Origin of the sequence: Streptomyces antioxidans, assembly GCF_000968685.2 — a bacterium.
GTDB classification, from domain to species: Bacteria; Actinomycetota; Actinomycetes; order Streptomycetales; family Streptomycetaceae; genus Streptomyces; species Streptomyces antioxidans.
In genome coordinates, this window is the sequence record NZ_LAKD02000019.1 from 40926 (window position 1) to 54720 (window position 13795).

12 protein-coding genes are annotated in these 13795 nt (G+C 70.2%); 6 read left to right on the plus strand and 6 right to left on the minus strand.

The annotated features are described in order from the left end of the window. Window positions 1–26: 26 nt before the first annotated feature. Window positions 27–1199, minus strand: coding sequence for an acyl-CoA dehydrogenase family protein (locus tag VT50_RS09455; protein ID WP_046089566.1), 1173 nt, complete (start codon window positions 1197–1199; stop codon window positions 27–29). Window positions 1200–1583: 384 nt separating this feature from the next. Here VT50_RS09455 and VT50_RS09460 point away from each other — a divergent pair, with 384 nt between their 5' ends. The 4 genes from VT50_RS09460 (at window position 1584) to adh (ending at window position 6327) form a co-directional block, all read left to right on the plus strand. Next, window positions 1584–2879 carry a glycoside hydrolase family 18 protein gene (locus VT50_RS09460; protein ID WP_046089565.1) on the plus strand — a complete coding sequence of 432 codons (1296 nt, stop codon included), beginning with the start codon at window positions 1584–1586 and terminating at the stop codon, window positions 2877–2879. A 217-nt stretch (window positions 2880–3096) separates the two neighbouring features. Then, the gene (locus tag VT50_RS40950; protein WP_262704163.1) at window positions 3097–3231 is read left to right on the plus strand and encodes a hypothetical protein; all 135 of its coding nucleotides are present in this window, start codon (window positions 3097–3099) and stop codon (window positions 3229–3231) included. Window positions 3232–3319: 88 nt separating this feature from the next. Beyond that, window positions 3320–4696 carry a GAF domain-containing protein gene (locus VT50_RS09465; RefSeq protein ID WP_046089564.1) on the plus strand — a complete coding sequence of 459 codons (1377 nt, stop codon included), beginning with the start codon at window positions 3320–3322 and terminating at the stop codon, window positions 4694–4696. A 107-nt stretch (window positions 4697–4803) separates the two neighbouring features. Next, entirely contained in the window at window positions 4804–6327 is a 1524-nt protein-coding gene (gene adh, locus VT50_RS09470) for an aldehyde dehydrogenase (protein WP_046089563.1), read from the plus strand. 106 nt (window positions 6328–6433) lie between these two features. On the opposite strand, the gene VT50_RS09475 is transcribed toward adh, so the two are convergent. Then, window positions 6434–7012, minus strand: a complete 579-nt coding sequence (locus tag VT50_RS09475; RefSeq protein ID WP_046089600.1) for a dienelactone hydrolase family protein — start codon at window positions 7010–7012, stop codon at window positions 6434–6436. Window positions 7013–7184: 172 nt separating this feature from the next. Here VT50_RS09475 and VT50_RS09480 point away from each other — a divergent pair, with 172 nt between their 5' ends. Continuing rightward, window positions 7185–8057: a hypothetical protein gene (locus VT50_RS09480; protein WP_046089562.1), complete on the plus strand. Its 873-nt coding sequence runs from the start codon at window positions 7185–7187 to the stop codon at window positions 8055–8057. A 245-nt stretch (window positions 8058–8302) separates the two neighbouring features. Continuing rightward, the gene (locus tag VT50_RS09485) at window positions 8303–9322 is read left to right on the plus strand and encodes a DUF4331 family protein (RefSeq protein WP_046089561.1); all 1020 of its coding nucleotides are present in this window, start codon (window positions 8303–8305) and stop codon (window positions 9320–9322) included. A 4-nt stretch (window positions 9323–9326) separates the two neighbouring features. Here VT50_RS09485 and manD read toward each other — a convergent pair whose 3' ends face one another. The 4 genes from manD to VT50_RS09505 all read right to left on the minus strand — a co-directional run bounded on the left by manD (window position 9327) and on the right by VT50_RS09505 (window position 13723). Next, entirely contained in the window at window positions 9327–10541 is a 1215-nt protein-coding gene (gene manD, locus VT50_RS09490; RefSeq protein ID WP_046089560.1) for a D-mannonate dehydratase ManD, read from the minus strand. A gap of 64 nt (window positions 10542–10605) precedes the next feature. Further along, entirely contained in the window at window positions 10606–11460 is an 855-nt protein-coding gene (locus VT50_RS09495) for a carbohydrate ABC transporter permease (protein ID WP_046089559.1), read from the minus strand. Continuing rightward, window positions 11457–12416 (minus strand): carbohydrate ABC transporter permease, encoded by a 960-nt coding sequence (locus tag VT50_RS09500; protein WP_046089558.1) that lies wholly within the window; start codon window positions 12414–12416, stop codon window positions 11457–11459. Before VT50_RS09500 ends, VT50_RS09495 begins: the two co-directional genes overlap by 4 nt. Further along, window positions 12416–13723: an ABC transporter substrate-binding protein gene (locus VT50_RS09505; RefSeq protein ID WP_046089557.1), complete on the minus strand. Its 1308-nt coding sequence runs from the start codon at window positions 13721–13723 to the stop codon at window positions 12416–12418. Before VT50_RS09505 ends, VT50_RS09500 begins: the two co-directional genes overlap by 1 nt. Window positions 13724–13795: the final 72 nt, after the last annotated feature.

Below are 13795 nucleotides of genomic sequence, written 5' to 3' on the forward strand. Positions count from 1 at the left end.
ACCCCGCCCCAACCGGCACACCGGCGTCAGCCGGTCTCCGGCCCCGCGAGAGCGCGGGCGATCACCACCCGCTGGATCTGGTTGGTGCCCTCCACGATCTGGAGGACCTTCGCCTCGCGCATATAGCGCTCGACCGGGAAGTCCACCGTGTAGCCGTATCCGCCCAGCAGTTGGACGGCGTCGGTGGTGATCCGCATCGCGGCGTCCGTACAGAACAGCTTGGCCATCGCCGCCTGCTTGGAGTACGGGCGCCCCGCGTCCCGCAGCCGTGCCGCCGCCAGATACAGGGCGCGCCCGGCCTCGATCTGCGTGGCCATGTCGGCGAGCATGAAACGCAGACCCTGGAAGTCGGCTATCGGGCGGCCGAATTGCCGCCGCTGCGCGGTGTACGCGAGCGCCTGGTCCAGCGCCGCCTGGGCGACACCGACGGCGCAGGCCGCGATGCCGAGACGGCCCGCGTCCAGGGCGGACAGGGCGATCGCGAAACCCTGGCCCTCATCGCCGATGCGGCGGGCGTCGGGAACCCGCACCCCGTCGAGGTGGATCTGGGCGGTCGGCGAACCGGCCATGGCCATCTTGTGCTCGGGCGCCGCCGCCGAGAGCCCGGGGGCGTCGGCGGGCACGAGGAAGGCGCTGATGCCACGGGTGCGCTCGGGGCCGGTGCGGGCGAGCACGGTGTAGAAGTCGGCGATGCCGCCGTGGGTGATCCACGCCTTGGTGCCCTCGATCGTCCAGGTGTCCCCGTCGCGGGTGGCGCGGGTGGTGAGCCCGGCCGCGTCGGACCCGGAGGAGGGCTCGGAGAGGCAGTACGCGCCGAGCAGTCCGCCCCCCAACATCGCCGGAAGGTGCTCGGCCAGCTGCTCCTTGCTGCCGTAGCGGGAGAGGGCGTGGCAGGCCAGGGTGTGGACGCTGACGCCGAGGCCGACGGTCAGCCGGGCCGCGGCGAGCTCCTCGAGGACCTGGAGGTAGACCTCGTACGGCTGGTCGCCGCCGCCGAACTCCTCGGGGTGGACCAGCCCCAGCAGCCCGGACTCGGACAGCAGGGTGAACAGCTCTCGGGGGAAGCGCCCGGCGGCCTCCTCCTCGGCGGCCCGGGGCTTGATCTCCCGTTCGATCAGCTCGCGGACGAGCGAGATCAGGTCGCGGGCCTCTTCGGTGGGCAGCTCACGCTCCACCGGCTGCGGGCCGTGATCGGTCATGGCGGCGCTCTCCTCTCCCCTGGTCAGGCGCTGCGGCGGCGGGCGCCGGGGTGAGGCGGCGCCACCGGGTGATGCTGCCGCCGGCCGGTCCGCCCGTCGGATCGCGAACGGTGTTGACCTGCACTGCGGCGCTTGGAGTATGCCCGATCCGAAGCCTTTCGGTACCGGTCACCCGATCTTCAACCAAATTCGCGCATGGTGCCCACTCACCGCCTCCGCCACCCACTTCCACCAACGTCGCACGCATGGAGCAAATTGGCCCAGACCATTGACCTCACTGGTCTAGTCCATCTACCTTTTCCCCACCTTGCCCTGCGCGTTCATGTCAAGCTATGGGCAGGTCGTCGGGCAGTTCACTCCCCTCACCCCCACCGAGGAGATTCCATGCTCAGACCAGGCAGACTGTCCGCCGCGCTCGCGGCGATCTGTACGGCGGCCCTGACCGCCACCCTGCTCGCGGGCTCGGCAGCGGCCGGTGAACCCCGGAGCGCCGACATACCCCAGGCCACGTCCAAGGCCGCCAAGACCCCCACGACGAAGACGACCACGACGAAGGCCGCCACGACGGAGGCCGCCGGCGACAAGGTGGTCGGCTACTTCACCGAATGGGGCATCTACCAGCGCAACTACCACGTCAAGAACGTCGAGACCTCGGGTTCGGCCGCCAAGCTCACCCACATCAACTACGCCTTCGGCAACGTCACCGGCGGCAAGTGCGCCATCGGTGACTCCTACGCCGACTACGACAAGGCGTACGACGCGGCGAGCAGCGTCGACGGCCAGGCCGACACCTGGGACGCGGGCGCCCTGCGCGGCAACTTCAACCAGCTGCGCAAGCTCAAGAAGCTCCACCCCGGCCTGAAGGTGCTGTGGTCCTTCGGCGGCTGGACCTGGTCCTCCGGGTTCACCGAGGCCGCCAAGAACCCCGCGGCCTTCGCCCAGTCCTGCTACGACCTGGTCGAGGACCCGCGCTGGGCGGATGTCTTCGACGGCATCGACATCGACTGGGAGTACCCCAACGCCTGCGGCCTCACCTGTGACACCAGCGGTAAGGACGCCTTCAAGAACCTGATGTCCGCCGTGCGCGCCAAGTTCGGCTCGTCCAACCTGGTGACCGCGGCGATCACGGCCGACGCCTCCTCCGGCGGCAAGATCGAGGCCGCCGACTACGCGGGCGCCGCCAGTTACGTCGACTGGTACAACCCGATGACGTACGACTTCTTCGGCGCATGGGCCGCACAGGGACCCACCGCCCCGCACTCCCCGCTCACCTCCTACAACGGCATTCCGCAGGAGGGCTTCAACACCGACGCCGCCATCAGCGAGCTCAAGGGCCTCGGCATCCCGGCCTCGAAGCTCCTGCTGGGCATCGGCTTCTACGGACGTGGCTGGACCGGCGTCAGCCAGGACGCCCCCGGCGGCACGGCGACCGGCGCCGCGCCCGGCACCTATGAGGCGGGCATCGAGGACTACAAGGTGCTCAAGGGCTCCTGCCCGGCGACGGGCACGGTCGCGGGCACGGCCTACGCACACTGCGGCAGCCAGTGGTGGAGCTATGACACCCCCGCCACCATCGCCGGGAAGATGAACTACAAGCAGCAGCAGGGCCTGGGCGGCACCTTCTTCTGGGAGCTCAGCGGCGACACCGCGAACGGTGAGCTGATCAAGTCCATCAGCTGACCTTCCCCCACACCCTCTGACGAAGCGGGCGGGGAGCCTTCACCGGCTCCCCGCCCGCTTCGTTCTGCGCACCGCGCATCCGTGTGAACGACCTCCATCGGGTGCTCGTACCCCAACGCGGCTTGTTCTGGCTATTGCGGGGCATCCGCCCCACAAGGAAATCTGAGCGCGCGGGATGGCCCGCGCCACTCCGCGCGCGTGAACCAAAGGAACGATCATGAGCTCCGAGCAGTGCCCGAGCTGTGGTGGCCAACTCGCCGTGAACCAGGACGGGTGGAAGATCTGCCACTCCTGCGGCTATGCCTCCCCGCCCGGGGTCGTACCCGCCCCCTCCCTGCCCGCGCACACCTGACCGCCGGCTCCTCCCGCCGCCCGATCCGTGAAAGCCTGGTACTCCGCACCCCTCCGTACCGCCCCTCCGTACCGCTGAGCGAGGCACCATGGTCAATCCCTGGCTGGCGATGGCGTCAGGCACCGACCCCGCTGAGCGCACCCGCGATGTGCGCCGCGCCCATGAGGCGTTCCTGGCGGAGGGGGCGGTGAGTCCGGCCGTACGGCCGGTGGTGGCGGAGTCCTGGCGGCGCTCGGCCGACGCCCGGATCACCCAGGAGTGCAAGGCGCCGATCGACCTGGCGGACGACGCGCTGGACACCTATCGCGCGGACCATCCGCTGGCCCGGGTGATGCCGCTGTTCCGGGAGTTGCTGGGCACCATCGCCTACGACGGGGCCCATCTGCTCGCGGTCTGCGACGAGCAGGGGCGGCTGCTGTGGGTGGAGGGGCACACGGGGGTACGGCACCGGGCCGAGGGGATGAACTTCGTGGCCGGGGCGCGCTGGGACGAGGGCCACGCGGGCACCAACGCGCCCGGGACGGCGCTCACCGTCGACCACGCGGTGCAGATCTTCGCCACCGAGCACTTCAACCGCACTGTGCAGCCCTGGACCTGCGCCGCAGCGCCCGTCCACGATCCGCACACCGGGCGGCTGCTGGGCGCGGTGGACATCACCGGCGGGGACCATCTGGCCGCCCCGCACAGCCTCGCCCTGGTCCAGGCGACCGCCCGCGCCGCCGAGGCCCAGCTGGGCGCCGAGGCGCCGCGCACCCGCGCGGCCCGGATCTCCCTGACGGCGCTGGGGCGGGACGAGGCGCTGCTGGTCGTCGACGGGCGGCGGCTGCGGCTCGGACGGCGGCACAGCGAGATCATGGTGCTGCTGGCCGGCCATCCCGAGGGGCTTTCGGGCGACCGGCTGACGCTCGAGCTGTACGGCCCACGGGCCGACGACCGCTCTCCCGTGACGCTGCGGGCCGAGCTGTCCCGGCTGCGCCGCCTGGTGGGCCCGCTGCTTGGCTCGCGCCCGTACCGGCTCTGCGCACCGGTGCGCACCGATCTGGCGGACGCCGCCGAGGCGTTGGCCTCCGGCGACGCGTACACGGCGCTGCGGGCGTACAGCGGGCCGCTGCTGCCGCTCTCCGAGGCGCCGGGGGTGTGCCGGATGCGGCGGGTGCTGGAGGACGGGCTGCGGCGCGCCGTGCTGTCCCACGGCGATCCTGAGCTGCTGCGGCGCTGGGCGCAGACGCCGTGGGGCGAGGACGATCTGGAGGTCGCGGAGACGCTGCTGACCACGCTTCCGGCGCACGCACCGGGGCGGGCGGCTCCGGCGGCGCGGGTGCGGCGGCTGCGGGAGCTGTACGGACTGCCGGGCGGCGTCCACCACCAGGGCGGCCCGGGGGGCGAACATCATGGCGGCCACGAGGGCGAAGCCCCACGGCAGGGCCACCGGGACGCAACGTCCGCGCAACGTGGCCGCCACTAGCCTCCCCGTCGGCTCCGCCCGTGTCGGCGCGGGCGGAGCCCGGGCGCGCACACGGACGACGCGTCCGACAACGAGACCCACCACGCGTACACCAGGGAGGCCGCCCCATGACGCGTTTCGCAAGCCCCGGCTCCGAGGGCTCGGTCGTCACCTATCAGCCGCGCTATGACCACTGGATCGGCGGGGAGTACGTACCCCCGGCCCAGGGCCGCTACTTCGAGAACCCCACCCCCGTCAACGGACAGCCCTTCACCGAGATCGCCCGGGGCACCGCCGAGGACGTCGAGCGGGCCCTGGACGCCGCCCACGCGGCCGCGCCCGCCTGGGGCCGTGCGGCGCCGGCCGAGCGCGCCGCGGTGCTGCTGCAGATCGCCGATCGGATGGAGCAGAACCTGGAGGCCCTCGCGGTCGCCGAGAGCTGGGAGAACGGCAAGCCGGTACGGGAGACGCTGGCCGCCGACATCCCGCTCGCCATCGACCACTTCCGCTACTTCGCGGGGGCCATCCGGGCCCAGGAGGGCAGCCTCTCCGAGATCGACCACGACACGGTCGCGTACCACTTCCATGAGCCGCTGGGCGTGGTCGCCCAGATCATCCCGTGGAACTTCCCCATCTTGATGGCCACCTGGAAGCTGGCCCCGGCGCTGGCCGCGGGCAACGCGGTGGTGCTGAAACCGGCCGAGCAGACGCCCGCCTCGGTCCACGTCTGGATGAACCTGGTGGCCGATCTGCTGCCACCGGGTGTGGTCAACATCGTCAACGGCTTCGGTGTGGAGGCCGGGAAGCCGCTGGCGTCCAACTCCCGGGTGGCCAAGGTCGCGTTCACCGGGGAGACCACCACCGGCCGCCTGATCATGCAGTACGCGAGCGAGAACCTGATCCCGGTCACCCTGGAGCTCGGCGGCAAGAGCCCGAACATCTTCTTCGACGATGTCTCGGCCACCGACGACGACTTCATGGACAAGGCGCTCGAGGGGTTCACCATGTTCGCCCTCAACCAGGGCGAGGTGTGCACCTGCCCCTCGCGCGCCCTGGTCCAGGGCGGCCACTACCAGGCGTTCATGGACGCGGCCGTGACTCGTACGGAGAAGATCACCCAGGGCCATCCGCTGGACACCGACACCATGATCGGCGCCCAGGCGTCCAACGACCAGCTCGAGAAGATCCTGTCGTACCTGGACATCGGCCGCCAGGAGGGCGCCCGCGTCCTCACCGGCGGCGCCCGCGCCGAGCTCGGCGGTGAGCTGGAGGGCGGCTACTACGTCGAGCCCACGATCTTCGAGGGCGACAACCGCATGCGGGTCTTCCAGGAGGAGATCTTCGGCCCCGTGGTCGCGGTGACCCGGTTCGGCGACTTCGACGACGCGATCGGGATCGCCAACGACACGCTCTACGGGCTGGGCGCGGGAGTGTGGACCCGGGACGGCTCGACCGCGTACCGGGCCGGGCGCGCCATCCAGGCGGGCCGGGTGTGGACCAACTGCTACCACGCCTACCCGGCGCACGCCGCCTTCGGCGGCTACAAGCAGTCCGGGATCGGCCGCGAGACCCACAAGATGATGCTGGACCACTACCAGCAGACGAAGAACCTGCTGGTGTCGTACTCACCGAAGAAACTCGGCTTCTTCTGAGCACCGCAAAAGGGCGCCTGACCAGGGAAGATACCCATCAGGCGCCCTTCGGCACACGATCTGGGCCGCGGGGTCGTCGGCCGGACGGGATCAGGTTGTTGATCCCCTAGTTGATGCGGTCGAGGAAGCCGAACACCCGATGGTTGACCTGCTCTGCGGCCTGTTTGTCGTAGGACGGCAGGCTGCTGTCGGTGAACAGGTGCCTGCCGCCGGGGTAGAGGAACAGCTCGGCATCCGTCGACGTCTCGACGAGCGCACGGGCGGCGTCCACATCGCCCTCCCCGGCGAAGAACGGATCTGCGTCCATGCCGTGGATCTGAACCGGGACGTCCTGGGGCCAGGCGCCGCCGAACTCCGAGACCGGGACACATGCCTCGAGCAACAGTGCGCCTCGTACGCCGGGGCGGGTCTGGGCCAGCTTCTGCGCCGGCAGGACGCCGAGCGAGAACCCGACGTAGACGAGCTCGGCAGGCAGCCCCTCGGCGGCGGCGATTCCGCGCGCGATGATCGTGTCGAACCCGGCGCTCTCGGCGTAGCCGGCGCCCTCCTCGAGGCTGTCGAACACCTGCCCCTCGTACAGGTCTGGGGCGTGGACGGTGTGTCCGACCGCTCGCAGCTGCTCGGCGAACTCGCGAACGCCGGCGGTCAGCCCGTGTCCATGGTGGAAGACCAGCACCTCAGCCATGTTGCTCCCCTCGTGCCGCGGTGCCCGGATGGCACCGCGGCACGAGTATCGCCCGCGGCACCGACATCCACGGGCCCGGCCGTCGATCGCCAGAGCCTGGGCCCACTGCGTGTTCGCGGTGTCCCGGACCGGCTCGATGGGCTCCATTCGTTGGCTGCGACACTCTCCGTCCGTGACGACACCACCACGCTGGACCGACGACCTGTTCCCGTTCCCCACCCCACCCGCACTCGCCAAGGTGATCGACATCGCCTGGGAGGAGGGGTTCCTCACGACGGACCTGTACGAGGAGGGCCTGTACGACGCTTCCCGCGTGCAGACCAGCTTCGCCCTGCCGTTCGACCTGTGTGAGGTGCCACTCGCACCCCAGGGGTGGGAGTACTGCTACGCGGGGGAAGCGTTCCGCCGTCACCACGTGCCGTTCATGTCCGTACCGGAACTCCTGCCCTTCGCGGATCTGGGCAACGGCACCTGCGTCGGATGGGTGGTCCCCGCGCCGGAGCTCGGCCGCACCGACCATCCCGTTGCCTCCTTCGGCCACAAGGAGCCGGGCGTCATCGGCCGGAACACCCTGGACGGTCTCACCTTTCTGCTCTCCGTGGCCCTGCGCGGCGGAGGAGAGCGCCGCCGCACCCAGGTGGCGCGCCTGTCCGCCGAACTCGGCATCCACCCCACCCCGGAGTACGGCCTCGCTCCCGACGGCCGCGGCGACGCGGAGGTCCCCCTCGATCTCGCGCCGCCGGCCGGCTGGCGCCACGAACCCGACCCGTCCGGCACCGGTATCGGCGTTCTCGCACCGGACGACGCCTTTGGCGACGAGTGCCCCTCCTTCACCGGGGAGATGGACACCATCCTGGCCGACGCCTCCCGGATGCTCGCCGCAGGCTGTCCGGCGAGCGCCCTTCTGGGGCTCACCGCCGCCTACCACCAGGACCATCGGCGCTTCCCGGCGCTCCATCCCTGGTGGGCCCGCGCCTACGACGATCTCAGCCGCACACTGCTCCGCGAACGTCTCGACGTCATGCTGGAGGACCACCCGCGCTAGCTCCCCGCCTCCGCGCGTCCTCGGGCGTGCCCGGAACTGGCCCGCGAGCGGCCGCGTGCGCCTCATGGCTCCCGTCGGTGATCCATTGGGAGGATGTTCGGCGACGGCGCCTCCGCTGTTCGGAGCCGGGCCGGAGCCGCGGGCTAGCGTGGCGATACTGCCGGTGTGCGGAGGCTTCCTGTGGTGCGGGACGGCCGTTCGCACGCCCCGGCGGATTCAGGGAGTGCGATGAGGAAGGGCCCGACATGTCCAATCACTTCACCGGTCTCAGCCTGGGGCCACCGCTCGGCGACCAGCGGCTCGATCTGTGTGACCTGTACGCCTTCCAGGCGCCCGGCGACGCGAGCAGGACCGTTCTCATCCTCAACGCCAACCCCAACGCCGACGCCCTCCACCCCGATGCCGTATACCGGCTCAACATCGACAACGACGGCGACTACCTCACCGACATCGCCTTCAGCTGGGTCTTCAGCCCGCCGGCGGCGGACGGCTCGCAGACCTACGGCGTCTTCATGGCAACCGGCGCGGAGTCCCGCAAGCCCGAGGCGACCGGCACCCAGATCGTGTCGGATGCCGCCGTCTCCTTCGGCCGCCAGGCCAACGTGGTGAGCCGTGGCGATTACCAGGTGGCCGCGGGCAGCCGGAGTGACGCCTTCTTCTTCGACTTCGACGGGATCAAGAACCTGTTCGACACCAGCGGTAAGCGAAATTTCACCGCACCGCATCTGGACGGCACGTCACCGTGGACCGGGGTCGACAGCAACACCACGGCCAACGTCTTCTCCATGGCCATCGAACTGCCGACCGCGGAGCTGGCCCCCGACCCCGAGCTGCACATCTGGGGCCGTTGCAGCGTCCTGCGCGGGGGTGAGCTCGTCCACGCGGACCGGGCCGGGCACCCCTCGGTCAGCAGCTTCTTCAACACCGATGACACCAAGGAGGAGTACAACGCCAGCGAGCCGGTCAACGACCGGGCCCGATGGACGGACCAGTTCGTCCACCTGCTCGGCCACACCGGCGGCTACAGCCACCAGGAGGCGATCAGCGCGCTCGACGAGCACGGCATCCTGCCGGACGTGCTCCACTTCGACCCCTCCAAGCCAGCGGCCTACCCCAACGGCCGGACGTTCACGGAGGACGTCATCGACATCCGCGTCGCGTTCCTCACCAAGAACGAGGCGCCTCCCACCGGTCTCAGCCCGCACACCGACACCCTGGACCGGTTCCCGTACCTCGGCGACCCGCACCCGGCGGCCACCTCCTGACCGGTCACCAGTCGTGGACCGTACCGTCCTGGAGCCGGTTCACCGGCAGGTACGCCTGCCGGTAGGGGTGGGCCGCGGCCAGGTCCTCATCCAGTTCCACCCCGATACCGGCCGCCTCGCCCGGGTGCAGATGGCCGTCGGTGAACGTGTAGGCGGGCCGGAAGACCTCCCGCGTCAGGGCGTTGTGCCCCGAGTACTCCTGGATGCCGAAGTTGTGGACCGCGAGATCGAGGTGGACGGCCGCGGCCATACCGACGGGTGAGATGTCCTCCGGCCCGTGAATGCCGCTCTTGATCTGGTACTGGGCCGCGAAGTCGAAGAGCTTGCGCAGCGGAGTGACACCGCCGAAGTGGGTGACGGCGGAGCGCACGTAGTCGATCAGCTGCTCGGTGACGAGGGTCTGGTAGTCGTGGACGGTGTTGAAGACCTCGCCGATGGCGAGCGGAACGGTGGTGTGCCGCCGCACCAGCCGCAGCGCCTCCTGGTTCTCCGCGGGCGTGCAGTCCTCCAGCCAGAACGGGCGGTACGGTTCGAGCTCCCGGCCGAGGCGCGCGGCCTGGACCGGTGTCAGCCGGTGGTGAGCGTCGTGCAGCAGCGCCAGTTCCGGCCCGAACTCGGCCCGTACCGCCTCGAAGACCCGGGGAATGTGGCGTAGATACGCCTCCGTGTCCCAGTCCTCGACGAGGGGCCTCGCCCCCTGGTGCGGTACGGGCTTGTCGTCGGTGTCCGTGGTGTGCACGCCGTATACCGATATGAGGCCGGGAATGCCGGACTGGATCCGGATCGCCGGGAAGCCCTCGCTCAGCCGGGCGCGCACCGAGTCGAGGAGTTCGGGGAGGTCCCGGCCCTCCGCGTGGCCGTAGGTGCGGATACGGTCACGGCTCGCCCCGCCGAGGAGCTGGTACAGCGGCAGCCCGGCCGCCTTCGCCTTGATGTCCCACAACGCCACGTCGACGGCGGCGATCGCGGCCATCGTGACCGGGCCGCGGCGCCAGTAGGCCCCCCGGTACAGCGACTGCCAGGTGTCCTCGATCCGGTGCGCGTCCAGCCCCCTGAGCAGCGGTACGACATGGTCCTCCAGGTAGCTCACCACGGCGAGTTCGCGGCCGTTGAGCGTGGCGTCCCCCAGGCCGGTAAGGCCCTCGTCGGTCGTCACCTTCAGCGTGACGAAGTTGCGGCCGGGACTGGTGACGACGACCTTCGCGTCGACGATCTTCATGTGTCTGCTCTTTCCGAGCCGGTGTGGTCCCGGCTGCGTCAGGGTGAGGGGGCGGAACGGACGGTCAGCCCTTGGAGGCTCCCGAGGTCAGACCGGCCACCAGGTGCTTCTGGCCGATGACCGCGGCCACCACGACCGGCACCGTGATGAGGGTGGCGGCGGCCATCAGACCGCCCCAGTCGGTGCTCGCGTAGGAGATGAAGTTGAACAGCGCCACCGGCACGGTCTGGGTACGGTCGTCGGCGAAGACCAGCGCGAACATGAAGTTGTTCCAGCTGAACACGAACGCCAGCAGTGAGGCCGTCGCCGTTCCCGGGGCCGCCAGGGGCAGGGTGATCCGCCAGAAGGCGCCGAACGCGGAGAGCCCGTCGGTCCGGCCGGCCTCCTCCAGTTCGACGGGGAGCCCCGCGAAGAAGCTGATCATGATCCACGTGATCAGCGGCACCGACACGAACATCTGGCTGAGGATCAGGACGGTGTACGAGCCGACCAGCCCGATCCGCGCGAAGAGGTAGTACCAGGGGACGAGCAGGGAGATCGCGGGCACGATCCGGGCGACCAGGACGAGGGAGCCGGTGCGGTGCATCCGGAACCGGCCCACCGCCCAGGCCGCCGGTACGGCGATGACGGCGGAGAGGGCCGTGGAGACCACCCCGACCAGCAGCGAGTTCCCCATCGAGCGCAGGATCTGGCCGTCCTCCACGATGGTGCGGAAGTTCTCCAGCGTGGGCGAGAACCACAGTCCGACCCGGGGATCGGTCACCTGTGCGTTCGTCTTGAAGGCCGCCGCGAACATCCACACCACCGGCAGCGCGAAGATCAGTGTCACCACGGTGATGGCGGCGCCGCGCAGCCAGGCCAGACCACGGCGGCGGCCGGTGCGCCCGCGGGGCGCGGCGGTGGCGTGGGAGGCGGTCATACGGCGTCCTTCCTTCCGGAACGGCGGCGCAGAGTTACGACGACGCCGACGATGAAGAGCGTGAACAGCACCAGCACGGCCGCGGCCAGGCCGTACTCCTGGTAGTCGAAGGTGAGCCCGTAGGCGTACACGTTGAGGGTCTCCGTCTCGAAGTCCGAGCCGCCGCCCGGGCCCTTGGTGGCGTAGAGGATGTCGAAGGTCTTGAGCGCGTCCACGGCGCGCAGGACGAGGGCGGTGCCGATCGTCGGGCCGAGCATGGGCAGGACGACGTGGCGGAACCGCTGCCAGGCGTTGGCCCCGTCGACGAGCGCGGCCTCTTCGGGTTCCTCGGGCAGGGTGGTGAGCCCGGCCAGCAGGAGCAGCGTCACCATCGGTGTCCACTGCCACACGTCGATGAGCATCAGGGTCGGAAGCGACTGGCTCACCGAGCCGAGGAATTCCATCCGGGGAAGTCCCACCGAGGCCAGGAGATGGTTGGCGACGCCGTTGGTGGGGTCGAGGATGAGCAGCCACAGGATGCCGATCGCGACGGGTGTCGTCAGGAGCGGGATGATCAGGACCGTCCGTACCCAGCGCATTCCACGGAATGGTTTGCGCATGAGCATGGCGAGCGCCAGGCCCAGCACCATTTCCAGCGCCACGGCGCCGACGGTGAAGACCACGGTGCGCTTCACCGCGGGCCAGAACCGGCGGACATCGCTGAGCGCGTCCACGAAGTTCCGCAGTCCCACGTGGCGTTTCTCGGCGTTCACCGCACCGAAGGCGTCGGTGAGGCTCAGGTCGATGGTGAAGGCCAGCGGGAAGACGATCATCAGTCCGACGAAGGCGAGCGCCGGGGTGAGCATCGCCCACTTCAGTCGGCGGTTGGCCTGTTCTACGGTGCGTGGGGCCCGGCCACGGGGCGGACGGGCGGAGTCCTGGACCGTCGCCGTCGCACGGACCTCGGTGGTGGACATCAGGACTCCTTGTGGCGGTTGTCGCGGACGAGGAAGTCGGCGAACTCGGCGTCCGCGTCGCGGACCACCGGCTGCACGGGCTTGCCGAGGATCCCGGCCACGAGCGGGCGCCCGACGATGTCGCGGGCCCGTCCGACCTGGAGCACCTGGGGGCGGTCGTGCCCGATGCCGCGCTCGGCGTTGATCCGCATCGCCTCGGCGAGGTCGGGCGGGAAGGACGCGAGGGTCTTGGGATCGGACCACACGGATTGCCGGGCGCACGGTATTCCCGCGGACTGGAGTGCGGCGGCCATGTCCGGTCCGGCGGCCCAGCGGATGAACTCCCATGCCTCGTCGCGCAGTCGGGAGAAGGTGTTGATACCGAGGCTCCAGGACGGGATGTTGTGCGGGCGGGCGCCCGCGGGCCCCGCGGGGAACGGCGCGAAGCCCACGGTCTTGCGCACCGAGGAGACACCGGGGTCCAGGAAGCTGCTGTAGATCGCGTCGGCGTCGATGTAGTAGGCGGCCTTGCCCTGGGCGAAGATCGGCATGGCCTGTTCCAGGCTCATATTGGTGGCACCGGGCGGCCCCGCCTCGTGGAGCAGCCTGCCGTAGTACTCGTACGCCGCGGTCGCGGCGCGGCTGCCGATGCCGGACCTGCCGTTCACGACGAAGTCGCCGCCGTACGAGTAGAGATAGCTCGACCACTGGGAGACGGCACCGTTGCGCTGTCCCCGGCCCACGTACCCGAAGAAGCCCTTGCCCCGGTCCGTGAGCCGGACGGAGGCGTCCATCAGCTGGTCGAGCGTGCGCGGAGGGTCGGCCAGGTCCTTGCGGTAGTACAGCGCGGGGCGTTCGGTGACCACCGGGACGCTCAGCACCCTTCCCTTGGTCTCCGAGGCGTCCCGGGGAGCCTTCTGGAAGTCCTGCCAGTCGAACTCCGCGTCGCCGTGGACCCGGTCGGTGAGGTCGGCGAGCCAGCCGTTGTGTGCGAAGACCGGCTGCTCCTGGAGCGCCCGGACCATCATCACGTCCACATCGGTGCCGGAGGCGTTGAGCTTCACGTTGTAGCTGCTGGCGAGCTGGTCGGCGGTGAGCAGGGTCATGGAGACCCGGCGTCCCACGCGCTCCTCGAACTCCTTCATCCGGCGGCGGACGGCCTGCGACCAGACGTGGTTGATCGCCATGATCCGCAGCGGCGTGTCCGCCGACGGTGTGCCGCCCCCGCGCGAACAGGCGCCGAGCGCTCCGGCGCCGACGGCCGCCGAGGCCCCGGCGGCCAGTCTGCCGAAGCCGCGGCGGCTGAGGAACTGGCTGCTCGTGGACATCCTCGTCCTCGTCTCTCTGCAGGGTGGTACATCCGGTACATGACACCGGTCCAACTGGTAGGACCAGTTTGG

Excerpts from the sequence above, each read along its gene's own strand:
- VT50_RS09455 (WP_046089566.1), bottom strand. The coding sequence starts at position 1,199 with ATGACCGATCACGGCCCGCAGCCGGTGGAGCGTGAGCTGCCCACCGAA.
- VT50_RS09465 (WP_046089564.1), top strand. The coding sequence starts at position 3,320 with ATGGTCAATCCCTGGCTGGCGATGGCGTCAGGCACCGACCCCGCTGAG.
- VT50_RS09485 (WP_046089561.1), top strand. The coding sequence starts at position 8,303 with ATGTCCAATCACTTCACCGGTCTCAGCCTGGGGCCACCGCTCGGCGAC.
- VT50_RS09460 (WP_046089565.1), top strand. The coding sequence starts at position 1,584 with ATGCTCAGACCAGGCAGACTGTCCGCCGCGCTCGCGGCGATCTGTACG.
- adh (WP_046089563.1), top strand. The coding sequence starts at position 4,804 with ATGACGCGTTTCGCAAGCCCCGGCTCCGAGGGCTCGGTCGTCACCTAT.
- VT50_RS09505 (WP_046089557.1), bottom strand. The coding sequence starts at position 13,723 with ATGTCCACGAGCAGCCAGTTCCTCAGCCGCCGCGGCTTCGGCAGACTG.
- VT50_RS40950 (WP_262704163.1), top strand. The coding sequence starts at position 3,097 with ATGAGCTCCGAGCAGTGCCCGAGCTGTGGTGGCCAACTCGCCGTGAAC.
- VT50_RS09495 (WP_046089559.1), bottom strand. The coding sequence starts at position 11,460 with ATGACCGCCTCCCACGCCACCGCCGCGCCCCGCGGGCGCACCGGCCGC.
- manD (WP_046089560.1), bottom strand. The coding sequence starts at position 10,541 with ATGAAGATCGTCGACGCGAAGGTCGTCGTCACCAGTCCCGGCCGCAAC.
- VT50_RS09500 (WP_046089558.1), bottom strand. The coding sequence starts at position 12,416 with ATGTCCACCACCGAGGTCCGTGCGACGGCGACGGTCCAGGACTCCGCC.
- VT50_RS09475 (WP_046089600.1), bottom strand. The coding sequence starts at position 7,012 with ATGGCTGAGGTGCTGGTCTTCCACCATGGACACGGGCTGACCGCCGGC.